Genomic DNA, 25264 nt, shown 5'->3' on the forward strand with positions numbered 1-25264 from the left:
CTTCGATAATCCAAATTCATTCATCTTCCGGATGTCTTAAAAATAAAATTAGGATTGCCTACTACAATATAGTGATCAATAAAGAGGCAGCATTATACTGCTACCTCAAATAAAAGCTTGTCCCCATGCTTATAGTTAATTAACTTAAAATCATCAATCGTAAAGTCATAAAAATCTTTGACTTCAGGATTGATCCATAATTCAGGTGCTTCAAACTGCTCTCTTTCCATTTGGATTTTCAAATTGTCGATATGACGTGTGTACACATGGCAATCACCAATGTTAAAGATATAATCACCAAGCTCATAACCAGTGACTTGAGCAATCATGCGCTGTAACACATTATACTGGAATACATTGAATGGATTTCCCAACGCCATGTCATTGCTCCGTGCTCTTACCTCGAGGTGGAGCTTTCCTTGCTTAACATACCATTGAGTTTCGTATACACATGGCGTTAAGGCCATTGAATCTAATTCATCTGGATTCCATAGCATTGTAATGTGTCTGCGTGAAGATGGGTTGTTCTTCAATTGATGAAGAAGATAATCAACTTGATCCACTTTTTCTCCATTTAGATTTCTGTTTTTCTTGCTCAACTGAAATCCATAAGCATTTCCGATGGTGCCGTCTTCTTGTTTCCACTGATCCCAAATATGTACGCCCATCTTGTTTAATTCAGTAACATCGTTAGATTTTAGCTGCCAAATCCAGAGCAACTCTTTAATGGCTGTTTTCCAGGCAACCTTTTTTGTCGTTAAAATAGGAACCTCTGAGTTGTCAAACCTCATTTGCTTACTAATCACGCTTAGTGTATGAGCCGGTGTTCCATCAGAGTCCCACTTGGTTCTTACATTAAATTCTTCATCTGAGATTCCATTATTCATAATGTCCTTTATGATTGAATTGTATTGTTTATCGAATTGAGTCATAACTATTCATATCCTTCTTTCATTTTCAGTTACTTGGCATAATTTATTACGAAAACAATATTAACGCAAATACTAAGCACATGCAGATAAAATGAGATTTTTATTCTAATTACTGTAAAAGAGGAGTTAACCCCCTCTTTTACACCTGTATTTCACCATAACATAGTCTGTCACATTGCTCATAGTTACCGCCAGTTTGATACATACACCGTTGATAACATTGTTGAGGATTATAAGAAATGATTTGATATTGAGGCACATGAACATTCAAATAGTAAGGTGTTTGTGTATACCAAATTGGATATTGTCTAAACACATTAAACCCTCCAATCGCTCCCTCTGATTTAATGCATTGTATTTTACCTCAATATCAATTGTCATTTGTCCATGTGCAATTGGGCTTTCTTTAAAATAAATCCTCTAATTTCATTCATTTGATCATTTACAACTTTTTTTATGATATTTGGCAGCAGTTCATTCCTTCTTTAATCCGTTTCTGACCGGTTTGCTGTTTGTTAAGGTCTAACTTTAAATCCTTCAAAAGCAGCATCAGGAATCACAACATAGAGTTCTTGAATCTTAACCAAGACGTTCAAATATTCTTCAATTAGAGAAAGTCTCTCTTTGCGTATATTAATCTTCTCCATACACTATATTATTTTATTCTTTTACAGTGATTGAGTCCTTCTCCCGCTCTTACTTTAATAAGCAGTTATCCATTTTGTTTTTCAGAAAGTTTTTTAAACAGCCTCTTTTTACTATTCTTATTTCATTTGACCATACCATATCATTTAAACTTCATAAATTAATTTCGAATCAAATAAAGGGAGGAATTTAATTGGGTTATTATAAAAAATATAAAGAAGAGTATTACACTTGGAAAAAAACGTATTACAAAAAGTATTACGACCATGATAAGAAGCATTATGATTGCGACAAAAAGTATTATGACCATGATAAAAAGTATTACGATGATCACGATTATCATTACGACAAAAAGTATTATGATGACGATGATCATTATTATGATTTTGTCGAATCATATAAAAAACATCACTAAATCTCTTAAACATCTATTTATTCCCCGGCGACATACCGGGGGCTTTTTTTATGATATTTGTCGACGATACTCAGATTTTTTTGTGAAGTCTTGTGTCTCATTTCATCTTATATTTTGAACTTTTCTCATGGCTGCCTTCCCCTACTTATAAAAATTTAGATAAAAGTATTCTTTTATAGAGATGCTTGTTTCATCGACATCTCAATCCTAAATGTGGTAAAATCGATAAAAATGTAAAAACTGTAAATAAGAAAAGGAGCATCTATATGTATATAAGTATTATAGTTTTAGCATCCATGCTTTTATGGGGTGCAGTTGTTCATGAACTAAGTAAACCTTCAAAAAAGCAAAGCACCCGAAAAATTGTTTCTTTGACATCTTTAGGTTCTTTATCTACTTTAGTTATTACTATTTCTCTTTTCCAAAACCTCCCTTTTTAAAATTTGTTTATAATTAAACCCTTCGTATTAAAATATTCATTTTATACATATTATTATATGTACCTTGGATGAAACTTCCATTGTTCAGATCAAAGCATGAATACAGCCAAGGTTTTTATTATTTACTTCGTTCCCGTTGAACCGTGTCCTCCTCTATCTTCATTCCCTAAACGCTCGACTTCAATTAATTCAACTGCCGGCATCTTTTTCATGATTCTGAACTGGCAGATCCGATCCCCTTTGTTAATCTCTGTGTCACGTAACGCATAAGCAGGAAAGAACCAAAAATCGTTGTCTCCCTTATAAGACTCATCGATAACACCCATTGAGTTTGTTTGAATAACGCCAAAGTTCTTATATGTACTCGAACGAGGAACGACATGTGCTTCGTAACCTTCGGGCAATTCCATAGCTACACCTAATGGGACAAGTTTAAATTCACCTTTTTTAATTGCTACATCTTCAGCTGCTCGAAGATCAATCCAATCTCCTTGCTCAATTTTGCTGATTCTTGTTTGTGTTTCATCTAGATATTTGATTTTAATTTGCATTGTCATATGTATTACTCCTTTAACATTATTGAATTACCATACGGTAAGGCCTGTTCTTGTGTCGTTTTCATCAGTTATAAATAGAACTTCTTCAAAATCATTCTTTAAAGCATTGAAGTAAAGTTTTTCAATGGTATTTTTGTTTTTACAGTAAATCGAAACATAGCTATTATCTGCTATCAAAAGGACAAGTTCGCAATCACTGTCAACAAACTCTTCATATGTCTGGACTTCATTAACCGTTTTTCCAAATGGAAATGCTTTCAATTCAACGAAAATGGTGTAGTACTGATTTGTTTTTAATCGATTCGCAAAGTCAGCCCCTTCAACAATTGCGTAATCATTAAAGAGCTCCTCATTATCTAGCTCTCCGTCTACAACAAAATAAGATTCCCCACTCGTTTGCCACATATAATTAGCTATTTCTAACGGCTGCAGTATTCTCCATAGATAATTTCCATATTCATTCGGTATTTGAAAACTAACTCCCCTTTTCATGTATACTCCTCACTTAAACGATTTTCTGAACATGAATTTAATTATATACTCAGATGTTAGGTTTGTGGAACAGGAATCAAGTGCGGTTTGATACCCGCCTTCTTTTACACATTTTCTCAGCCTTCCCATTTAAAAAGTTCTTCCTATGTTCAGTAACAATAGGCGTTCCCCAGTTCTTTATCAAGAAGAGTTAGCCCGGCCAGTATCTTCAGTTTCACGTTTGGGTTATAGAACATTGAAAGCAAATATTTCGGCATCGATGACACCTTCTCATATATCATAGATTTGCTGTTGAATGATTTCAAATGAAGTTGAATAAAATAAGATCGAAACCATCCAACAATTAACATTTATTTTGCGGCTAAATGCGGTTTTTACTATTCCATAAGAAGGAAGGAAGCATTAATGACAAAGCTTTGCCGAGAAGTTTGGATTGAAGTCAATCTTGATGCCATAAAAAAAAATTTGCGAACAATTCGCCGTCATATTCCAAATAAAAGCAAAATTATGGCTGTCGTAAAAGCGAACGGTTATGGTCATGGGTCTGTAGAAGTGGCGCGCCATGCACTGGAACACGGGGCGAGTGAGCTCGCTGTTGCCAGCGTGGAGGAAGGAATCGTTTTACGAAAAGCGGGGATTACAGCACCTATCCTTGTGCTTGGTTTTACCTCCCTTAGTTGTGTGAAAAAGTCAGCAGCTTGGAATATAACATTATCAGCATTTCAGGTTGATTGGATTAAAGAAGCTAACGAGATATTGGAAAAAGAAGCGAGTACTGACCGGCTGGCTATTCATATTAACGTGGATACTGGGATGGGACGATTAGGTGTACGCACAAAGGAAGAACTTTTAGCAGTAGTGAAGGCACTAAAGGCAAGCAAATCCCTCAGGTGGACAGGGATATTTACACATTTTTCTACAGCTGATGAAGCTGACACCACACTAACCAAGCTGCAGCACGATAAATTCATTAGTTTTCTCAGCTTTTTAAAGAACCAGGGCATTGAACTGCCCACCGTGCACATGAGCAACACGGCTGCAGCTATTGCTTTTCCGGAATTTAGTGCTGATATGATTCGTTTAGGTATCGGCTTATATGGGTTATATCCTTCAACCTATATCAAACAACTAAACCTCGTGAAGCTTGTTCCTGCATTAAGTTTAAAGGCGCGTATCGCTTATGTGAAAACCATGCGGACAGAACCCCGAACCATTAGCTATGGTGCTACATACATTGCAGAACCCGACGAAGTCATTGCTACACTCCCGATCGGATATGCTGACGGTTATTCCCGTGCACTTTCAAATCGCGGGTTTGTTCTTCATCGCGGAAAACGAGTCCCAGTGGCGGGAAGAGTAACAATGGATATGATCATGGTCAGTTTAGGAGAGAACGGTGAAGGTAAACAAGGAGAAGAAGTCGTGATTTACGGTAAGCAAAAAGGAGCCGAGATTTCCGTTGATGAAGTGGCTGAAATGCTCAATACGATTAACTATGAAGTCGTGTCTACATTAAGCCGCCGCATCCCTCGTTTTTATATAAGAGATGGCGAGATTTTTAAAGTATCAACTCCAGTATTATACGTGTAGTTTTGCATTTGCGTTTTTTTGTAAATACCCCAAAATCTCTCTTTTATGCTGAATCAAGATTCCGCTACCGGAGGGGTTTTACTTTTCTGAAACCAAACAAAAAATCCCTCCTATAAGCAGAGAGATTTCATGCATCAGTATAATGATTTTATTATACCTCAATAGCTGATTTTTCAGGGGTATCTTTATCGTGTTGAGAACGGAAATGCTCTTCTAGTTCTTCAAGTGTACGCCCCTTTGTTTCCGGCATGAATTTGTAAACAAAACCGATTGCCAATACACCCAATGCCACGAATATAAAGAAGGTAAAAGACAAACCGACAGAGCTAAGCAATATTGGAAAAGCAAAACCAATCATAAAGTTTAAAATCCACAGAAAAAAAACACTTATTCCAGAACCAAGCCCTCTTAATCTTTGAGGGAATATTTCTGCTATGACCAGCCAAGTCACAGGCCCTACGCATCCTTGCATAAAGGCAAGAAATAAAACGGTCAAAGAAAGTACAGCATAAGGGAGTGCTGCAGATCCATCAAGCACTATTGAGAATATTGCTATTAATAAAAGTGCTGTCGTGGTCCCCGCCAAACCAATCAATAATATTGGACGCCGGCTCACTTTTCCGACCAGCCAAATCCCAAATATAACTGCTATGACCGATATCAGCCCATTCCCAATATTAGCGATTAAAGCTGCTTTTGTACCAAAACCAGATTCTTTAAGGATTTGAGTGCCATAATACATAATCGAGTTAACACCTGTAATTTGATTCACTATGGCAACACCAATTCCAATGAGTAAAAGACGGCGCAGCCATGGTGTAGAAAAGTCACTGAGTGATGCCTTCTTCAGTTCTGTATCTTTTTCTACCGCTGCTTGTATTTCTCTACATTCAGCCTCTGCACGTTTCTCTTCTCGAATTTGTTTAAGAACACGCAGCGCCTCACTTTTTTTGCCTTTGGAGATTAGCCATCTCGGGCTTTCTGGAACCTTGAGCATACTGGCAAATAACATTAAAGCCGGAACGGCACAAAGGACCAGCATGTATCTCCAAACATGTCCGGTATTTGCCATTGTTACACCAAGGATCGCATTAAAAACATATGCTAAAAATTGCCCGCCAACAATCATTAGCTCATTTTGGGTTACCATACGTCCTCTCTTCTCATGCGGTGCCATTTCTGCTAAAAAGGCCGGTACCATCGCTGAAGCTCCCCCAACAGCCAGCCCGAGCAAAAAACGAAAGACCGCCATGATTAAAACATTAGGTGCTAACGCTGTTCCAAGTGATGCCAGGAAGAATAAAAAAGAAAGATTAAGGATCATATTACGGCGGCCATAGCGATCAGCTAATCTGCCGCATAACAACGCTCCGAACGCCGCACCTAATAAAAGAATGCTTGTAACAAGCCCTTCTGTAACCGGTGTTAACTGAAGCTGATCTGGTCTTGCCATAAAAGGCAAAGCTCCATTTATAACTCCGGTGTCATATCCAAAGAGAAGCCCTCCAAATGTTGCTGAAATCATTATTAATTTCAATCTTCGATTTCGATGTTCATTCATATCCATTTCCCCTGCCTTTATTAAGAATACTTAATAAGTTCTTTCAGTGTGGATATTGATACAAAACTAAAGTCATCTCTATCTTAGACTTCTGCCTCTGGATTTGTAATCGCTTTCATATTTCGTCGATAGAATACACATAAGCGATGAATTGTTATGTTGTAGTGATGTTTTTGTCACATTATTGTCATATCTGATATTATCATAATTCCAAAAGCGTTTTCAATCAATATAATCTTCAGAATTGTTTGTTTCCTTTGTGTGATAGGTATGTTTTTGTCACTTCATTGTGAAGTTTACATTTTGACTGTAAGCATTCAATGTAATCTCCCTTAGCGTTATGGATATTTTTCATTCACAAAAAATGTACAACTCGTTATAATGATGATGTTTAACCGATTTAAAGGAGAGCATACAAGAACTTACATTCTAGAGAGGAAATCATATGAAGAAAGTTTTGGTCAGTATTATCGCATTCGTTTTAAGCATTACTTTGGCAGCTTGTGAATCAAATCACGCAGAAAAAAGCCATTCAGATTCTAATGACACAGAGCAAGTCTCTCAAGATACTCAATCTAATGAAAATAAACAGCCAGAACAAAAGGCTGGCACATCTCATTCAAAAAATCATAAGAAATTGGTGAATGTTACATTAGATAGAGCAGTTGATGGAGATACGATTAAGGTTATTTACAACGGAAAGGAAGACACAGTTCGCTACTTGCTCGTTGATACACCTGAGACGAAGAAACCACATTCTTGTGTTCAACCATACGGTGAAGATGCGTCAAAACGAAATAAAGAATTGGTCAACAGCGGTAAGCTTCAGCTGGAATTTGATAAAGGCGATCGCAGAGATAAGTATGGAAGACTGTTAGCTTACGTTTATGTCGATGGCAAGTCTGTTCAAGAGACATTATTGAAAGAAGGATTGGCCAGAGTAGCGTATGTATATGAGCCTAACACAAAATACATAGACCAATTTACGAAAGATGAGCAAGAAGCGAAATCAGAAAAACTTTCAATCTGGAGCAGGAATGGTTATGTGACTAACAGAGGATTTAATGGTTGCGTGAAACAGACAAACACTAAGGGTAAAAAAGCAGCAACGTATCAGAATGCATCTCCCAAAGAAAGAATTGAGTGAAACTTCCAGTACAAATGAAAATGAAACCTCTTCTGCTCCATCGTCAACTCGAGGAACAGAAACGTTTGCAAACTGAGTTAAGGAAGATGTAGCTGGCGTGTCTAGTTTCCATTCTGCTTACCAATCTAAAATAGACAGAGGTCATGCAACTATGCCTGTGAAATTTTCTGCTGTATAGTAGTTCCAGGAGATACTATATTATCCTATATGTTTTTATCTGGTTTAGTAACTCCTACAAGATAGAGTTGATCGTGCTTTTTAAACATGAATCTTGTTGAATAATATAAAAATAGCTATTAGATCGTGTAGATAATAAAAAACACCCCTTCACGTTAATGTGAGGGGTTATTTGTGTGCAAATATACTCCCGAATTCAATCAAGAGTTTGGACTGATACCAAATCAGGTTTGAATCAAAACTTAAAAGGATGATTTACTTTTCCCTCCAACAGTCAGTACATTAGTAGTTACATTAGCACTGCCATTACTTTGATATCCCTCTACCGTTAGCGCGGTTTCATACATCTTACCCATTGGCATTCCTAAGCTTTCCCACTTCTTGAAGTGTTCGCTGACAGATACGGTTCCGCTCGTTCGTTTTGTCTGCCGGACACTCCAATACTGTTTAAAGGTTGCGATACCTATAATGGAAGGTTGGTTGATTCGAGTGGTCTCATAAATGTCATATGTGCCCCCATCAACAGTAAAAGTACCCTTTGGCGTTCCGGTCGGTCTATAGGTGCCCCAATTATCTACGATGTAATATTCTACGAGCGGATCTTTCGTCCATCCATAAACACATAGATAGGAATTTCCGCCCGGATTGAAGGCTGCGTTGTAATTCATTGATATGTTTCCAAGCTCTGAGTGAGTCTTGGTTGTATCGAATTTCTTGCCTTTTCGGAATAAAGCATTCCCAATGTTACTCCACTGGGCACTAAATGCGCCGCCGCTATTGAGCGTCATACTGGTGTTCCCATAATCCTTCCACAATTCATAATCATAGCCATCTTGAGAGCCAGTTTGATTTGAGGTAATAGTAGTTGCCGCCTGTGCGGGCCATGCAGGTAATGTCAGCGCTAGACTAAATAAAACCGCTAACAAAAACTTCATTCTTTTTTGTTTCATTCGGTATTCCTCCTGTTTGATTAGGTTGTATTTAGACCTTACCGTAATGTTTGTTCTCACCATTTCTCAAAAAAAGGCAGCCATAGTAGTTATATTATTGTTCCTGCTATCAGTTAAGTTACTATTGTAATAGCTTAGTGTTTTGTGATTAAAAATATTGCTATGTCATTAAAGGTCTTTGATGATGATTAATCGTTAATTGTTCTTTCGTTGATCTCCTGACAAAAAATACACTCTTTACGAATCACACTTATGATTAGTTTTTTCGAAAGCTCTTCAAAGCTGCATTTAGATCCTTTGTGTGTGTGTAAATTTTCTTATACAACTCGAATAGTGTTTTATATTTTTGAACATTTTGTTGCTTTGGATAAAATGCAGCAGCTTCACGAATGAACTGCTCTGCGCATTCTTCAAGGGATTCAAACCATCCACTTCCAAAGGCAGCTAGCATAGCGGCCCCCATGGCTGGACCTTGTTCATTTTCTAACTTAATCAACTTCGCATTGAAAATATCAGCTTGCATTTGCAGCCACGTTTCATTTTTAGCTCCCCCACCAATAGAAACAACAGTATGAACTGATTTTCCTGCTTCGCGGAATAGCTCAACTGATTCATGTAAAGAGAATGTGATGCCTTCCATTATTGCCCTCAAAAAGTGCTCTCTTTTGTGGGCTCCATCCATTCCGATCAAGCTTCCCCGAATAGAAGAATCTGCATGTGGCGTTCTTTCACCAACCAGATAAGGAGTGTATAGCAGTCCATTGGCCCCTATCGGAATAGATTCCACCCCCTGCAATAATTGCTCAAACGCTTCGTTTGGTGCAAACGTTCTTTTAAACCAGTCCAAGCTGTATCCTGCAGCGAGCGTGACTCCCATCGTATAAAAAGAATCCTTTTTTCCATGATTAAAAAAGTGCACTTTCCCTTTAAAGTCTCTTTCTTTGCCTTCTTCGTAGGAAAGTATGACCCCTGACGTCCCAACACTGCATAATGTTTTTCCGGAAGAAAGAATCCCCGCTCCAATAGCACCGCAGGCATTATCTGCTCCCCCAGCGTACACTTTTGTTTTTTTCAATAGCCCTGTCTCCGCCGCAACGTTCGGAAGCAGCGATCCTACACATTCATGAGATTCAACAAGCGGAGGACAAATATCTGCAGAAATACCAAATTGATTGCAAATATCATCGCTCCACTCCTTGCGAGTAATATGTAAAAGTAAAGTTCCTGCTGCATCGGAGTATTCGGTGTGAATCGCACCAGTCATACGGAATCTCACATAGTCTTTCGGAAGCAAAAAAACAGCAGTTTTATTAAAAAGTTCAGGTTCATGTTCCTTCACCCATAACATTTTAGGTAATGTAAACCCTTCTAGAACACGGTTTTTTGTGATGTCAAGCAGGTTATCGCCAAATTTCTCGGTTATCCTGATACATTGAGGCGTCGTTCTGGTATCATTCCAAAGAATGGCATTACGTAACACCTGACGATCTTTGTCAAGCAGTACTAACCCATGCATTTGTCCTGAATAGCTTATCCCGTCAATATCCTTGGCTTGAACATTGGATTTAGAAACCAATTCAGCCAATGCTTCAATTGTTTGCTGCACCCAGTCTTCAGGGTTTTGCTCACTATATCCCACCTTCTCTTGGATGAGCGGATAACTTTTGGACGTTTCTGCACAAACTTTGCCGTTTTGATTGACTAAAATGGTTTTAACAGCACTCGTTCCAAGATCTATTCCAATGACATACTTCATTTTTTCACTCCTTAACCTTTTAAAAAACCATTCACTTTAAATAAATCCCAATTATAGAAATTACCCGTCATAACAATAAGAAATAGTAAAGGAATCATGACGGGTAGTTAGGTGACTTGGCTATCTTGCTATATCTTCTTATAGATGGATCTGGGGCTCCTCTTTCTTCTGTTATACTTCTAAGATGTATTGGTTCAATATCGCTTTTAATCGCTCCTGTCTTCCAGATTCGTTTTTAATTGTTTTATTATTTAGCGCATATTGCTCAAGAGTATGGAAATTAGCTCTTCCTTCTGTAATTTCAAGACCAATTCCTTCAGTAAAACTGCGATAACGATGTTGAATCACATCTTCAAACACACGATCTTCGATTAATTTGTGGGCTACTTTCAATCCTCTTGCAAATGCATCCATCCCTGCAATATGGGCATATACTAAATCATCAGGCTCAAAAGAAGATCTTCTGACCTTCGCGTCAAAGTTTAATCCACCGCTTCCAAGGCCGCCATTTTGCAGGATTTCGTACATTGCTAATGTCGTAGAATATAAATCTGTCGGAAATTCATCCGTGTCCCAGCCTAAAAGAGGATGCCCCTGGTTCGCATCAACAGAGCCAAGAAGACCATGTACTCTTGCCATGCGTAATTCATGTTCGAATGTATGCCCGGCTAATGTGGCATGATTGGCTTCTAGATTTAATTTAAAATGATGGTCTAAGCCATATTGCTTCAAAAAGGCAATGGTTGTTGCTGCATCTGTATCATATTGATGGGTGGTCGGCTCTTTTGGTTTTGGTTCAATCAAAAACTGCCCTGTATACTCGATTTCCTTCGCATAATCTACTGCCATATGCATAAATCTCGCCAAATTATCAAGCTCAAATTTTAAATCGGTATTTAACAATGTTTCGTATCCTTCACGGCCGCCCCAAAATACATAGTTCTCGGCGCCAAGCTCTTTTGCTGTTTCTAACCCTTTTTTTACTTGTGCTGCAGCATACGCAAATACATCTGCATTGCAAGAAGTCGCGGCACCATGGACGAAACGGGGGTTTGTAAACATGTTCGCAGTATTCCATAATAACTTAACGTTGCTATTTCTCATGTAATCTTTAATCATGCCCACGATAATATCTAAATTTTGATTTGTCTCTTTTAACGTACTTCCTTCTGGTGCAATATCTCGGTCATGAAAAGCAAAAAATGGTGCATCTAGTTTTTCAAACATCTCAAATGCTGCTTCTACTCTCGCCCTAGCTAGATCCATGCCTTTATAGTGATCCCATGGTCTTTGCATTGTAGCTGCTCCAAAAACGTCTGTGCCATCAGCAGTAAATGTATGCCAATAGGCAATAGAAAATCGCAAATGCTCTTTCATCGTTTTTCCGCCGATTACTTCTTGAGGATTATAATATTTAAATGCTAAAGGATTAGTGGAATCTTTCCCTTCGTAAACCACTTTGTTTACGCTTCCAAAATAGTTAACCGAACCAGAATGAGATTGAGCCATGTGATTTCCCCCTTAAAAATAAATTCAAATACAGGCGCATTGTATGTCATATTGTAAGTAAGTTGTACATTAGTTTGTTGCCCAAACAAACTAACTTATTTTAATCTTATATAACCTCATCAGTATTTTCAATATTTTTTTAGTTATTTATGAACACATTCGATATAATAAAGGTAAGATTCGCTATGTACTATGTTTCATACTGAAAACACAAAAATTTCAACTTAATTTAAAGGTTATACAAATGGAGTGGATGAAGTGGATATCGCAGATCAAACCTTTGTCAAAAAAGTAAATCAAAAGTTATTATTAAAAGAAATACTTAAGAATTCACCTATTTCAAGAGCAAAATTATCTGAAATGACTGGATTAAATAAATCAACTGTTTCATCACAGGTTAACACGCTGATGAAAGAAAATCTTGTATTTGAGATAGGTCAGGGACAATCAAGCGGCGGAAGAAGACCTGTCATGCTTGTTTTTAATAAAAAGGCAGGATACTCCGTAGGAATAGATGTTGGTGTGGATTATATCAATGGCATTTTAACAGACCTTGAAGGAACGATCATTCTTGATCAACACCACCATTTGGAATGCAATTCTCCAGAAATAACGAAAGACATTTTAATTGATATGATTCATCACTTTATTACGCATATGCCACAATCTCCGTACGGGCTTATTGGTATAGGCATATGCGTGCCTGGACTAATTGATAAAAATCAAAAAATTGTTTTCACTCCGAACTCCAACTGGAGAGAAATTGACTTAAAATCTTTCATACAAGAGAAGTTCAATGTGTCTGTTTTTATTGAAAATGAGGCAAATGCTGGTGCATATGGGGAAAAAGTATTTGGTGCTGCAAAAAATCACGATAACATTATTTATGCAAGTATCAGCACAGGTATAGGGATCGGTGTTATTATCAACAATCAATTATATAGAGGGGTAAGCGGATTCTCTGGATAAATGGGACATATGACAATAGACTTTAATGGCCCTAAATGCAGTTGCGGAAACCGAGGCTGCTGGGAATTGTATGCTTCAGAGAAGGCTTTATTAAAATCTCTTCAGACTAAAGAGAAAAAAGTGTCCTATCAAGATATCATAGACCTCGCCCATCTGAATGATATCGGCACCTTAAATGCATTACAGAATTTCGGATTCTATTTAGGAATAGGCCTTACCAATATTCTTAATACATTCAATCCACAAGCCATCATTTTAAGAAACAGCATAATTGAATCGCATCCTATGGTTTTAAATTCAATTAGAAGTGAAGTGTCGTCCAGGGTTTATCCCCAATTAGGCAATAGCTATGAATTATTACCATCTTCCTTAGGAAAGAATGCACCGGCATTAGGGATGTCTTCCATTGTTATTGAACATTTTCTAGATATCGTTAAAATGTAATTCATTATTAAAATGTACAAATCTCTATGTTCTACGCTCATCTTCAAAGATGAGTTTTTTGTTTTGTTATTTTAATGTTGAATAGGACAATTTTGTTAAGGAATATTTACGTATGATACCTTCTCATATGAAAAAGGAGTCCTAAAATAGAAGTCTCCTTTTTCACGTACAAATTATTTTTCTTTATAGCGAAAATATCTAAAGTCGGCCGGAATATGATTACCACTGGTATCTTGACATTGCATCCCTACAAAGGCTCCTGTAAAGAACCCTCCTCCCCGAATGTAATCATCAGATAATTTTTTCGATTCCAATGCAATGTTAATTTTGTGCCAATCTTCTTTGTTAAAAGAATAGAAATAATAATATTTTTCCTTTTCAATATTTACTCTTAAATATACATACTTTACTTCGCGAGGAATAACAATTTTATTTTTTAATGGTTGTGAAAAAGAAAAGTTATCACATATTGTTAATTCAAGAATACGGCCAAGTTCTTCATCATGCGTGACTTGAAGAGCCGTCCAGTTCTCTGTATTGTAATAGTTCACCAAACCAGCGGCTTGTTGAAAATTCTCCGGATAAAACTCAATAGCAGTTTCCGCTTCAAAATGGAGACTTTGCCAACGTCTTGCTACAAATGCCTGAGTAAATGTCGAGGTTAATGATTCATGACCGAATAATCGCAAATGACTTGGCACTTGAGTCAATGAACCTAATTCATTCGTAAACGGGATCCTTAAAGTTTGAAAATTAATATTTAATTTCGAATCCTCGAATTCATCAACTTCCGGGTACGTTGCTGGAAACATTTTTTCGGGTATAGAAGGCGCTTCTACCTCCAAGCTTCCTTCTTTTCCACCTACTACATAAGGCCATTCATCTTTCCAATAGAGTTTTTGAATAGCTGTTTCTCTGCCTAAAGGACAATATCCTCTTTGCTGAAAAATTGAATCATCGTCAGGATGAATAGGACGTCCCGTTAAATGAGCCAAATACCACTCACCTGTATGTGTTTGAACAATCGATGCATGTCCACATTTTTGCAGTGGATTTCCTGGATCATGCCATGACGTTAGGATTGGATTATCGGGATGAACTTCATATGGGCCTTCAATATTTGTAGAACGGGCAATTGTAGCAGCATGTTCGAACCGTGTTCCTCCTTCTGCAGTTAATAAATAATAATAGTTCCCGATATGATAAAGGTGCGGAGCTTCTGTTAATTTTCTATCAGTTCCTTTAAATATAACTTTCGGTTTACCGATTAATTTTTGCTCCTTATCAGAATACTCCTGTATGACAATTCCTCCAAATGAGTGCCGATCAATACGCTGATCCCATAACATATTTAATAAATATTTTTTTCCATCCGTATCATGGAACAAAGAAGCATCAAACCCCGAACTATTTAATTTAATCGGCTCCCCCCAATCACCATCAATCGTTTCACAAGTAACTAAATAATTGTGACAATCTTTCCAAGCGCCATCTACTACCTTAACATCCGTATAGATCAGCCAAAACTTTCCGTCACTATAACTTAAACATGGTGCCCAAACCCCGCCTGAATTAGGGTTCCCTTTCATGTCTAATTGTGAAACTCTCTGTAATGGATGTGCGACTAAGTGCCAATTCACTAAATCTTTTGAATGGTGTATCTGGACACCTGGAAACCACTCAAATGTAGACACAGCGATATAATAATCCTCTCCTGCCCTACAAATACTTGGATCGGGATTGAATCCTTTAAGTACTGGATTGATAATCTTCATTTGGAACTCCTCCTCAGCTATTTTCTTTTGACTCATTATTTCTTAAGCCTTGAAATCATCAATATGATCCAAATAAACTTTATCTCTATTCTCTAATTCTCGTACCATGTTTTTATATTTTTTCTCGTCTAAATTATAGAAATTAATATCAATCATGGCTAGAACCAGCAAAAACACTGGAATAATGGTTGTTGTAATTAAAATTCCCGTTAATGCCTCCGGAGTTTGTGCCTGATTTGCCACATATCCAAACTTATCTAGAACCAGACCAGGAATAATTCCTCCCAGGGCCATACCAAACTTAAAGAAAAATCCGATGATAGCGTATATGAGCCCACCCATTCTTTTCCCAGTCCTGTACTCTCCATATTCTATTGTTTCAGGAATGAGCGCCCACATATATCCCCCCGCAGTGAGACTTCCAGCAGCAGCGATTAATCGAAAGAAAAGTATGAGGTATACATTACTTGGCGGAACAAACAGTAAAGCTAAGAGGCCGATAATATTCAGTAATAATGCATAGTTTAGTAATTTCTTCTTCCCCAATAATTGATGTAGCTTTGGAATAAACGGTAAAATGACCAAAGCGGGCAAACTTCCTATCAAACCGTACCACTTCACTAAATCCTCTCTTTCTAAGTTATACGTTACGTAATAAATGCCAACCGAATTACTGATTGAATTCACTCCAAAAATAATAATAAAGAAAATACTTAATACAACAAGTGGACGATTAACACGAAATTGCTCAAATATATCAGATAATTTAATTTTCTCTTCAGATTTTTGAAGAGTGACACGCTCTTTTGTGCTTTTAAAACAAAAGATTAAAAGGCCCCCGCCTATCATTCCCAAAATACCCATGGTTAGTTGCCAGCCAAGAGATTCGTTGCCGGAAGTATCGCTTAAATAGGCAGCCAGTAAGGGAACAAAAAATGCAACGACAAGTCCCCCAAGATTCGCAAATAACATACGGACAGATGTTATACTAACAACTTCTTGATTATTTCTAGTCATTGCAGAAGTTAACGCGCCATATGGAACGTTTATCATTGTGTATGTAAGCGACAAGCCAACATAGGTCATATAGGCGTATATTAATTTCCCCATATCCGAAAAATCTGGGGTTGTAAAACAGAGTATTGCCAGTATGACAAATGGAAAAGCTCCGAATAAAAGATACGGTCTAAAGCGTCCAAACCTGCTATTCGTTCTGTCAACTATTGTTCCAATAAAAGGATCAGCAAGAGCGTCGATTATTCTAACCACCAAGAACATAGTACCGGCTGTTGCTGCCGATAAACCAAATACATCTGTATAGAAAAACAAAAGATAAGTAGACACTGTTGCATAAATTAAATTACATGCAAAATCTCCAGACGCATATCCAACTTTTTCAACCATGCTAATCTTCTTTACATTTTCACTGAGCATGATTTCTCCCCTTTTCGATCCTTTAATAAGGAACAGTATGAAATGGTATAAAAATTCCCTTAAACTTATGGACAGGAAGTGTTTATAAAAGCGCTTTCAAAAAGAATTATAGTGATTTACGTTCACAGAGCATTTTCATCATCTAAATGGTGATCAACAAGCAGTAAACTCATCTTTTTTCGTCATACCTTATATGCCTAAAAAAGGATAAAAGCCTCTTTCTTCCGCTTCTTATATTGTTAAGCTCCAAATAAATTGAGCCTCTCATCCCCCTTCCATCCATATTTAGCAAGAACTTTACCGATGGTCAATTAAAGTTCATCTTATTAGTTTGTTGACCGAACAAACTAACTTGATTTAATATTATAAAATCCTTTTGACTTTTTCAACATCTTTTTCAGAAAATTTAAATCAGCCTGCAAGAAATATGTCGGTAATTGCCTTCTTTTTATACATTCCTTTTCTCAAATATTTAAGAAATGTCACGTACCAATTAATGAAGCCAAGTCCTTCTTGATACAGTTCGCTTCTTACTCGCAAACACTCCTAAGACTAAGAAACCAGTGGCAAAGATGCACCTAAGCGAAACAAGGAATTGGTTAGCAACGGTAAGATTGCAATTGAAGTTTGATGAAGGTGATCGCAGAGATAAAAATGTGAAGAAGTCAGCTTACGCTTATGTTGATGGAAAATCTGTCCAAGAGACATTATTGAATGAAGGATTGGCGAGTAGCGTATGTATATGAGCCTAACACCAAATACATAGATCAATTTAAGAAAGATGAACAAGAAGCAAATCAGAGAAGCTTTCAATTTAGAGTAAGAATGGATATGTGACTGACAGAGGATTTAATGGCTGTGTGAAACAAAAAAAACTGCTGTTAAAAAGCAACAACGTCACAGAATAAGACTCAAAAAAATGGAGTCACTTCCACTGAAAGTGACAATAAAGCCTCTTCCCCTCAGCGTCAACTGGATGAATAACAAAGCATGAAGGTAACTTCATTGTACAACTCCCAGAATATTTCCAATACCATAAAACCACTCTGTACCTCATCTAAAATCTTTTTATTTTCCCTACATAGTTGAAAATATTTAATAATCAGGTATTATTTCAGTGAAAATTGTTTTGCCTTCCCCTTCATAAAAAACTTCACTTGCTTCCTTATTCATTGAAAACAGCTTAATTGAAAGCTTAAAACCTTATTGGACCATTAAAGGTCAGGTCATATAATCCGATATCAACATGAAATTTATATTAGTGTTTTTTTGACTTTCAAATCTTAATTTTCTTTTAAGTAGGAGAGTTTCCTCTCCTACAATATGGCTGCTACTAATGTTCTTCAGTTCGTTTATGAAATACACGAACGATGATAGCCGCTATGAAGAATAAAGCGAACAATCCAAAAGCCATTGATCCATTCTTAAAGACGATCCCAAAAATCAACAATGCACAACCAGACAAAATAAATAGTATTTTACTTAAGATATTGATCATTTACACTTCTCCATACAGTCAAAGAATGCATTAACACCAATGATTCCTGCAGTATTTACACAAGCATAGCAAGCAGTTCCTGCTGTTGCTGGGACACCAGCTGTACATGCAGCACCACATAAAATAGCTAAGCCCGTGATTGCCCATTGGCTAATATTTTTATCACCTAAACAATCAGATACACACCCAGTCCAACTCTGGGTACTCATCATGTTTGTTGACCCTGTTTCATTGTCTGAAGATTTTTCTGTTTCAAAGACTCCTGACTTGTCTTCGTCTATTACTCCATTAACCCAATATGTCATTTCGTTTTGTGTGCTGCTGATCTTCTTCATATCAACTTCATAGTATTCTTCTATCAACTTTTTCAGTGTCCACGTATAGATAAGAAACTGAATAAGTGACTGTGCCATCATCATAGTTAATAGCTCTAACTGATTCATTATCAAATACTTTTTCATTTGACTTGTGATATGTAATGTCTCCATTTTCAATTGCTTTTTCAGCTTTTAAAAGAAGCTTTTCCTTATTATCATCGCTTACATCAATCGTATGATCTGCAATAAATTCCGCCTCTGTTTTTACCTTATCCTTGTCGATATTATCTGTTGAAATTGTACTCTTTGCATCACTGTTTTGCGGAAATGTTGCAAAAGCCAGTACAAATACGGCAACTAATGCTAGGATCGTTCGAAAAAAAGACTTGTTCATTAAAATAACCCCTTTGTAAAAAAACTCTCACCTTGCATACATACTTATCAAACAGACAATCTCATAAATCACCTTCTTTCTTTAATAAATGCTACCAATCATATAAATATTTGTTAAGAAACAAAGGCGATTTTAATTAATAAGTATCACAGGTTTCGTTAAATCAAAGGGATATTACTCACCTTTATAAACAACTTATGTAATATTGTAATTCATTTGATTTAGTAAAAATCTCATCGAATCTCTTTTCAAAAGTTTTTCATTGTCCTACTGTTATTGTAGTCAGCTCATTTTCCAAGTAAATTAACGTTAATCGTTTAATGGTCAGAAGTCTTACTCAATATGTAGGCCTTTCTTTAGTTTTCGTCTTTATTTCTTTATTTTCCGGTTCTGTTCAGTCCAATTTTACAAGAGAGTATCTTTAGCCTATGGAATAAAAAATCAAATTGTTGCAAACTTGTGGGAGGTCATTCTTTATTGGAGTGATAATTTGATAAGCGAAGAAATGAAAGGTTATATCATTGCCGGTTTAGTGTTAATACGAATTGCTGTTGCCTCAATTTTAATGTCATTACTTTGTATTCTTAAAATAATTATGATCGTCAAAAAGAATATACAAAACATCGATTAGTTTACAATATTTGTATACCCGTTCAGAATTGAAATGAAGAAAATTACTAACAGGAGAACCGAATAAAGAAATGAAGATTTGCAACTATCATTTTTGCTGTCTCTGTTTGAGCTCTTGTTCTTGCAAACCATATTCATGGAAACTAACGCTCCTGCCGCTTCCGCAAAGAAGTAAGTCCCAATTGGAAATATCTTTGTCAATTGAACTAGGGAAAGTTTGAACCATGATGACGTAGTCGGTCGTCCTAAAAAATGACGGCTATAATGAAAAATCAAATTACAGGTATAGCCACTCCATCAAAGCCAACTAAAATAGGCAGTATGAATCTTTATATTTGCCGAAGGTGATATCCTTGAAATTCAGTCAAATGACGATGCATAATCACTTTACTTTAATAAGCAGGATAAAGTTCGCGCTGTTGTACTCAATATGAAAGCACTAAAGATGTAACGTTTAATCCTAATCAGGCTGTTATTATTACAGATACAGGAGAACATCTAGTATCACAAATGCGAAACTAGGGGGGAGACTTTTTGGGAAAGGTTAAAAGACTTTCTAGTTACTTAAAAATAATACAGCAAATATTAGCTATTCACTAAAAACTGAACTTACATTGTATTTTTTCTATTTAGATATCTCATCTAAATAAAAAAATCAGTAGTAGCAGTGTAAAGACAGAGATCACAAAAGCTTGAAATCCCTTTGAAGCTTTCTTTTTTATTTCGCGGATTGTTTGTCATATTGTAAATATATTAGCATCTCTTCAATTTCTTTCTCTAGATCATTGTTCTTTACATCAAATAATGTTCCCCTACCAGTTCCTTTAAACCCACCGTAGTAGTACCATAAATCAATTGTAAAAGCGTCTAAATCTTCATCGTAGGCTGCCACAATTCCATAATTAATTGTTATCTGGGAACGGTATTCTTTTTCCAAGCACCTCTCAGCTGTTAAATCACTTAACACATCTCCATCTATGTCTCTACAAATTTTGATACTAAGGTTACGTTTGCCCTGACTTCCAAAAACATCTGTGTATTTACGTTGCAGTTTTTCTGCTACTACTTCTCCTAAGCCTTCCAACGCATATATTTTTTGTTTTAATTCTAGATTTATATCCTTCTCTAAAATATGCAAATAGCCATCAGTGTTTGGACTTTGATTTTTCTGTTTCTTGAATAAACGTCTTAAAGCTTTCCACACAGTGTTGTCCTCCTTACAGTTTAAACGCCAGAAAGAATGTGAGGGAAGTCTCTGGCCTATGGTGGCTGATATACCAACTATGATATATACAGGATATTTTATATTCGGGATGTTATCAAAACTGCTTAGATAGCGAGTTTTCAGGAGGGCCAATACATAAAATCATTTTATGAAGATTAGGCTGGCATTGCTGACCAATCGATTGATCGAATTGTTAAAATTGCTTTTTTAACGAGTGTATTCCTGATATCTCGGGTGAAGGCGACTTATCAGATGCCTACATGGAAGAATCCTAGAACATTGCTACAAACTTATGTTTGTTGTTGGAACAAAAGAGAATAATAGAAATTAATTCTGTATTAGTTTTTTCAATATGTTAATTTTACTTTGGTCTTTATGATTCTTCTTTGTTCTTCTATACCCATCTAAAAAAGACTTATTATAAACCTTGAGGTAATCATCAATAGTTAACAAATGATATTTCGCTCCGTCATCTTCAAAAACCTCTAGGTTATTATAGTCTACATCTGCAAATGGTTTTAAATCCTCAATGTAAGCAATGCCTATTTTAGTATTAGTTTTCATAAATTCATGCTCATGTAAATCAACCATTTTGTATCCTTGCAGTTCCATAACTTTTTTTAGTTTTTCCCACTTTTCCTCTAAAAAAAATAAAGGAATAAGGATATCAATATCTTCTGGGGAAAAGTCCAACCCAGTTACCTTTTCAAGACCTAAAGAGCCATATAATAATGGAATTATGTCTAACTCTTTATTAAAAGTTTTAGCTATATTTATAAATTCATTATACAATTTCATTTTATGTAACACCTCTATTTAAGAATCAATTGTCCCTTGAAGTTTCTTAAGCCCTCAAATTCTTCCTTATGGTAATTATCTTATCTCAAAAACTCATTTGAACCCTTTGGAATTTTTTCTCACAAAAAAATTAAGCATTAGTACATTCACCATTTTCCGCTGATATGAAATATAATCAAGAACGTTTAGATCATAAAAGCATGATGGTGACTGCCTATGTTTATTCACTTATTAGTAAGAAGCTCGACCAAAATCGAATTAATGATTACGAGAAATACGTGTCCTCAATTGTGGAGTTAGATTCATAACTTCAAATATTTTTGGTCATATTTTGGTCAATGACCAAAAATGCTATTTTTCCATTCTATCGATCAAATCAAAAACCCCCTGACACCAATAGTGCCAAGGGATTGAAAGATTAATATTGAGACATATACTGTTCGCGCTCCCAAGGATGAACTTGTGTGCGGAACATATCCCACTCGATTTCTTTTGCTTCGATGAAGTGTTCGAAGAGGTGCTCGCCCAGTGCTTTGACCATGACTTCGTTTGATTTGAATTCTTCTAGCGCTTCCGCAAGTGTTGCTGGAAGGTCAACGATTCCGTTTTCCATGCGCTCTTCTTTGCTCATCACATAGATGTTGCGGTCGATTGGAGCTGGCGCTTCCAGTTTGTTTTTGATTCCATCTAAGCCTGCAGCAAGCAATACGCTAAGTGCAAGGTACGGGTTAGCAGCTGGATCTACGCTGCGGACTTCAACGCGTGTACTGATGCCGCGGGAAGCCGGGATACGGATAAGCGGGCTTCTGTTTTGCGCGCTCCATGCAACGTAGCAAGGTGCTTCATAGCCAGGAACAAGACGTTTGTAAGAGTTTACTGTCGGGTTTGTTACTGCTGTAAAGCTTGTTGCGTGCTTCACAATACCTGCAATGAAGTGTTTCGCTGTTTCACTTAACTGAAGATCTGCGTTTTCGTCATAGAATGCGTTAACACCATTTTTGAAGAGTGATAGATTGCAGTGCATACCGGAACCGTTCACACCGAATAATGGTTTTGGCATAAATGTCGCATGCAGGCCGTGTTTGCGGGCAATTGTTTTGACAACTAGTTTAAACGTTTGGATGTCGTCACAAGAGCGGACTGCACCAGCATATTTAAAGTCGATTTCGTGCTGGCCAGGTGCTACTTCGTGGTGAGACGCTTCGATTTCAAAGCCCATCTCTTCAAGCTCAAGAACGATATCGCGGCGGCAGTTTTCTCCCAAGTCAGTTGGAGCCAAGTCGAAATATCCGCCTTTGTCGTTTAGTTCAAGCGTCGGCTCGCCTTTTTCGTCTAATTTGAATAAGAAGAATTCAGGCTCAGGCCCGAGGTTGAAATCACTGAAGCCGAGGTCTTCCATTTCTTTCAGAATCCGTTTTAAGTTGTTTCGCGGGTCACCTTCGAAAGGTGTGCCATCCGGATTGTAGATATCACAGATGAAACGTGCTACTTTACCTTTTTCAGCTGTCCATGGGAAGATAACAAATGTATTCAGATCTGGATACAGGTACATGTCTGACTCTTCGATGCGAACGAATCCTTCAATAGAAGAACCGTCAAACATGACTTTATTATCAAGCGCTTTTTCAAGCTGGCTTACAGGAATCTCAACATTCTTGATTGTCCCAAGAATGTCAGTAAATTGAAGACGGATATACTTCACGTTTTCTTCTTTTACTAATTTTACGATATCTTCTCTAGTGTACTTTGCCATTTCGTAAAACTCCTCCTCTTAAAAGGTAAATGTATATAGCAAAACAGTTGCTAACGGATTAATGAAAGAAGCGGGACATGTCGCCTTGGCGGAATGTATTCCCTCTTTGAAAACGGCCGGCTTGCATGAGCTCGTTTTTCAGGAGCTGTCTCAGTTCGTCATCGGACAGATCATGTTTCATTGGTTTTTTCGTCTTCTCGTTTTGTTTTTGCTCCGGCTCGGCTTCCGCTTTCGCCAGAATCTGTTTAATTCCTGCCATGTTTACACCTTGTTCTATCAGGTGCTTGATTTCTAACAGTTTATCTACATCATGAAATGAAAATAATCGTCTATTCCCTTCACTTCTGGCTGGAAATATCAATCCATTTTCCTCATAATATCGAATTTGTCTTGCTGATAACTCCGTTAACTGCATGACAATTCCTATTGGAAATAAAGGCATTGAGCGGCGAATATTATCACTCATCTCAATTTCCTCCTTTTCTTAACTTAGTTTCATTATAGGTCATGTTATATTTTGTGTCAATATGATGTGAGGATTCTTAACATGTAATTCAGTGAAATTTTTAAAAAATTTAAATTAATTGCTTTTCCATGAGTGAATCCACTGCACTGCATATGGCATTCTTCACATGCGAATAGGTTAATCCACCTTGAACATACGCTACATATGGCGGGCGGATAGGGCCATCTGCTGATAATTCGATGCTTGCTCCTTGAATAAATGTGCCTGCTGCCATAATGACATCATCTTCGTATCCCGGCATGTAGGCTGGATAAGGCGTCACGTGGGCATTGATCGGCGATGCATATTGAATGGCCTGACAAAAGGCAATCATCTTTTCTCTGTCAGAAAACTCAACGGATTGTATCAAATCTGTTCTTTTCGCATCCCATTTCGGGTTTGAAGTGAAACCCAGTTTTTCAAGGAATCTCGCTGTAAACACCGCTCCCTTTAAGCTTTGGGACACAACGTGAGGCGCCAAAAAGAAGCCTTGATACATTTCTTGGAGCGAGTAGAGAGATGCTCCTGCTTCTCTGCCGATGCCAGGTGACGTCATACGGTAAGAGCAAGCTTCAATCCATTTCGCTTTTCCCACGAGATAGCCCCCTGTTTTCGCAAGACCGCCGCCGGGATTTTTAATGAGAGATCCCGCCATCAGATCGGCTCCGACATGGCAAGGCTCAAGCTCTTCCACAAATTCTCCGTAACAGTTGTCCACAAAGACGATCAGGTTTTCATTGATTTCTTTTACAAAACGGATCATCTCTTTTATTTCACTAATTAAGAAAGAAGGGCGATTCGCATATCCTTTTGAGCGCTGAATGCCGATTACTTTCGTCTTCGGATTGATCGCAGCGGCGACTGCATCATAGTCAATTTTTCCGTCTTCCGTCAGATCAACCGCATTGTAGCCGATTTGAAAATCCTTTAACGATCCAGCGTTTTCTCCGCCTCTGACGCCTACAATTTCTTCTAGCGTATCATATGGCTTGCCCGTTATATAAAGAAGCTCGTCCCCCGGCCTGAGAACACCGAACAAAGCAATCGAGATGGCATGCGTGCCTGAGATAATTTGCGGCCTTACAAGTCCCGCTTCTCCGCCAAACACATCCGCATAAATGCTTTCAAGCGTGTCTCTTCCGATATCATCATAGCCGTATCCAGTAGACGGCGTGAAATGAGTGTCGCTTACTTTGTGTTTTCTATAGCTTTGAAGCACTCTCCATTCATTGCGCTCGCTAATTTCTTCTATTTGTTTATGAACACCGGCAATGTCCGCTTCCACTTCCATTGCCGTTTTTTTCAATAACTCTCCGTGTGTTAATGTGTCAAACATGTTTTTGAATTTCCT

At 37.3% G+C, this 25264-nt stretch carries 22 protein-coding genes and 1 pseudogene; 6 read left to right on the plus strand and 17 right to left on the minus strand.

Features of this window, described 5'->3' with window-relative positions; translation table 11 throughout:
- Positions 1–92: 92 nt before the first annotated feature.
- Positions 93–932, minus strand: coding sequence for a thymidylate synthase (locus AC0DBE_RS05795; protein WP_014113909.1), 840 nt, complete (start codon positions 930–932; stop codon positions 93–95).
- A 267-nt stretch (positions 933–1199) separates the two neighbouring features.
- Positions 1200–1313, minus strand: a complete 114-nt coding sequence (locus AC0DBE_RS05800) for a hypothetical protein (protein WP_152024364.1) — start codon at positions 1311–1313, stop codon at positions 1200–1202.
- Positions 1314–1770: 457 nt separating this feature from the next.
- Here AC0DBE_RS05800 and AC0DBE_RS05805 point away from each other — a divergent pair, with 457 nt between their 5' ends.
- Complete coding sequence (locus AC0DBE_RS05805; protein ID WP_087987052.1) at positions 1771–1992, plus strand: spore coat protein CotU; 222 nt, start codon at positions 1771–1773, stop codon at positions 1990–1992.
- Positions 1993–2258: 266 nt separating this feature from the next.
- A complete protein-coding gene (locus AC0DBE_RS05810) occupies positions 2259–2432 on the plus strand; it encodes a hypothetical protein (RefSeq protein ID WP_014113906.1) in 174 nt (57 codons plus the stop codon).
- 122 nt (positions 2433–2554) lie between these two features.
- On the opposite strand, the gene dutA is transcribed toward AC0DBE_RS05810, so the two are convergent.
- Positions 2555–2989, minus strand: a complete 435-nt coding sequence (gene dutA / locus AC0DBE_RS05815) for a dUTP diphosphatase DutA (protein WP_072183639.1) — start codon at positions 2987–2989, stop codon at positions 2555–2557.
- 27 nt (positions 2990–3016) lie between these two features.
- Complete coding sequence (locus tag AC0DBE_RS05820; RefSeq protein WP_472961430.1) at positions 3017–3481, minus strand: DUF2691 family protein; 465 nt, start codon at positions 3479–3481, stop codon at positions 3017–3019.
- A gap of 405 nt (positions 3482–3886) precedes the next feature.
- Between AC0DBE_RS05820 and alr the strand changes: the two genes are divergently transcribed.
- Positions 3887–5071: an alanine racemase gene (gene alr / locus AC0DBE_RS05825; protein WP_090557862.1), complete on the plus strand. Its 1185-nt coding sequence runs from the start codon at positions 3887–3889 to the stop codon at positions 5069–5071.
- Positions 5072–5222: 151 nt separating this feature from the next.
- Here alr and AC0DBE_RS05830 read toward each other — a convergent pair whose 3' ends face one another.
- Complete coding sequence (locus AC0DBE_RS05830; RefSeq protein ID WP_472961431.1) at positions 5223–6638, minus strand: sugar porter family MFS transporter; 1416 nt, start codon at positions 6636–6638, stop codon at positions 5223–5225.
- Positions 6639–7077: 439 nt separating this feature from the next.
- On the opposite strand from AC0DBE_RS05830, the gene AC0DBE_RS05835 reads away from it, so the two are divergent.
- Positions 7078–7779, plus strand: a complete 702-nt coding sequence (locus AC0DBE_RS05835; RefSeq protein WP_014113898.1) for a thermonuclease family protein — start codon at positions 7078–7080, stop codon at positions 7777–7779.
- A 419-nt stretch (positions 7780–8198) separates the two neighbouring features.
- Here AC0DBE_RS05835 and AC0DBE_RS05840 read toward each other — a convergent pair whose 3' ends face one another.
- The 3 genes from AC0DBE_RS05840 to xylA all read right to left on the minus strand — a co-directional run bounded on the left by AC0DBE_RS05840 (position 8199) and on the right by xylA (position 12171).
- Positions 8199–8906, minus strand: coding sequence for a glycoside hydrolase family 11 protein (locus AC0DBE_RS05840; protein ID WP_014113897.1), 708 nt, complete (start codon positions 8904–8906; stop codon positions 8199–8201).
- A 256-nt stretch (positions 8907–9162) separates the two neighbouring features.
- Complete coding sequence (xylB, locus tag AC0DBE_RS05845; protein WP_014113896.1) at positions 9163–10662, minus strand: xylulokinase; 1500 nt, start codon at positions 10660–10662, stop codon at positions 9163–9165.
- 171 nt (positions 10663–10833) lie between these two features.
- Entirely contained in the window at positions 10834–12171 is a 1338-nt protein-coding gene (xylA, locus tag AC0DBE_RS05850; protein ID WP_061187530.1) for a xylose isomerase, read from the minus strand.
- 258 nt (positions 12172–12429) lie between these two features.
- Between xylA and xylR the strand changes: the two are divergent.
- Positions 12430–13584, plus strand: a pseudogene (gene xylR, locus AC0DBE_RS05855) (transcriptional repressor XylR).
- A 173-nt stretch (positions 13585–13757) separates the two neighbouring features.
- Here the strand turns inward: xylR and xynB are convergent.
- Entirely contained in the window at positions 13758–15359 is a 1602-nt protein-coding gene (gene xynB / locus AC0DBE_RS05860; protein WP_326198491.1) for a xylan 1,4-beta-xylosidase, read from the minus strand.
- Between the two features lie 42 nt (positions 15360–15401).
- On the minus strand, positions 15402–16793 hold the full coding sequence (locus AC0DBE_RS05865) for an MFS transporter (protein ID WP_072566315.1): 1392 nt from the start codon (positions 16791–16793) through the stop codon (positions 15402–15404).
- 572 nt (positions 16794–17365) lie between these two features.
- Here AC0DBE_RS05865 and AC0DBE_RS05870 point away from each other — a divergent pair.
- Positions 17366–17539 (plus strand): hypothetical protein, encoded by a 174-nt coding sequence (locus AC0DBE_RS05870; RefSeq protein ID WP_372402791.1) that lies wholly within the window; start codon positions 17366–17368, stop codon positions 17537–17539.
- A 748-nt stretch (positions 17540–18287) separates the two neighbouring features.
- Here AC0DBE_RS05870 and AC0DBE_RS05875 read toward each other — a convergent pair.
- From AC0DBE_RS05875 to AC0DBE_RS05905, 7 genes are all read right to left on the minus strand, one after another.
- Positions 18288–18626 carry a hypothetical protein gene (locus AC0DBE_RS05875; RefSeq protein ID WP_236827489.1) on the minus strand — a complete coding sequence of 113 codons (339 nt, stop codon included), beginning with the start codon at positions 18624–18626 and terminating at the stop codon, positions 18288–18290.
- A 7-nt stretch (positions 18627–18633) separates the two neighbouring features.
- Entirely contained in the window at positions 18634–19002 is a 369-nt protein-coding gene (locus AC0DBE_RS05880) for a hypothetical protein (protein ID WP_236827488.1), read from the minus strand.
- 1348 nt (positions 19003–20350) lie between these two features.
- A complete protein-coding gene (locus tag AC0DBE_RS05885) occupies positions 20351–20836 on the minus strand; it encodes a hypothetical protein (protein WP_072566314.1) in 486 nt (161 codons plus the stop codon).
- 348 nt (positions 20837–21184) lie between these two features.
- The gene (locus tag AC0DBE_RS05890) at positions 21185–21655 is read right to left on the minus strand and encodes a hypothetical protein (RefSeq protein WP_072566313.1); all 471 of its coding nucleotides are present in this window, start codon (positions 21653–21655) and stop codon (positions 21185–21187) included.
- 418 nt (positions 21656–22073) lie between these two features.
- A complete protein-coding gene (glnA, locus tag AC0DBE_RS05895; RefSeq protein ID WP_014113887.1) occupies positions 22074–23408 on the minus strand; it encodes a type I glutamate--ammonia ligase in 1335 nt (444 codons plus the stop codon).
- A gap of 58 nt (positions 23409–23466) precedes the next feature.
- Positions 23467–23874, minus strand: coding sequence for a transcriptional repressor GlnR (gene glnR, locus AC0DBE_RS05900; protein WP_003238341.1), 408 nt, complete (start codon positions 23872–23874; stop codon positions 23467–23469).
- A gap of 109 nt (positions 23875–23983) precedes the next feature.
- Positions 23984–25249, minus strand: a complete 1266-nt coding sequence (locus AC0DBE_RS05905) for a methionine gamma-lyase family protein (protein ID WP_041907108.1) — start codon at positions 25247–25249, stop codon at positions 23984–23986.
- Between the last annotated feature and the right edge of the window lie 15 nt (positions 25250–25264).

The sequence above is a fragment of the Bacillus sp. VA15 genome (genome assembly GCF_055721145.1).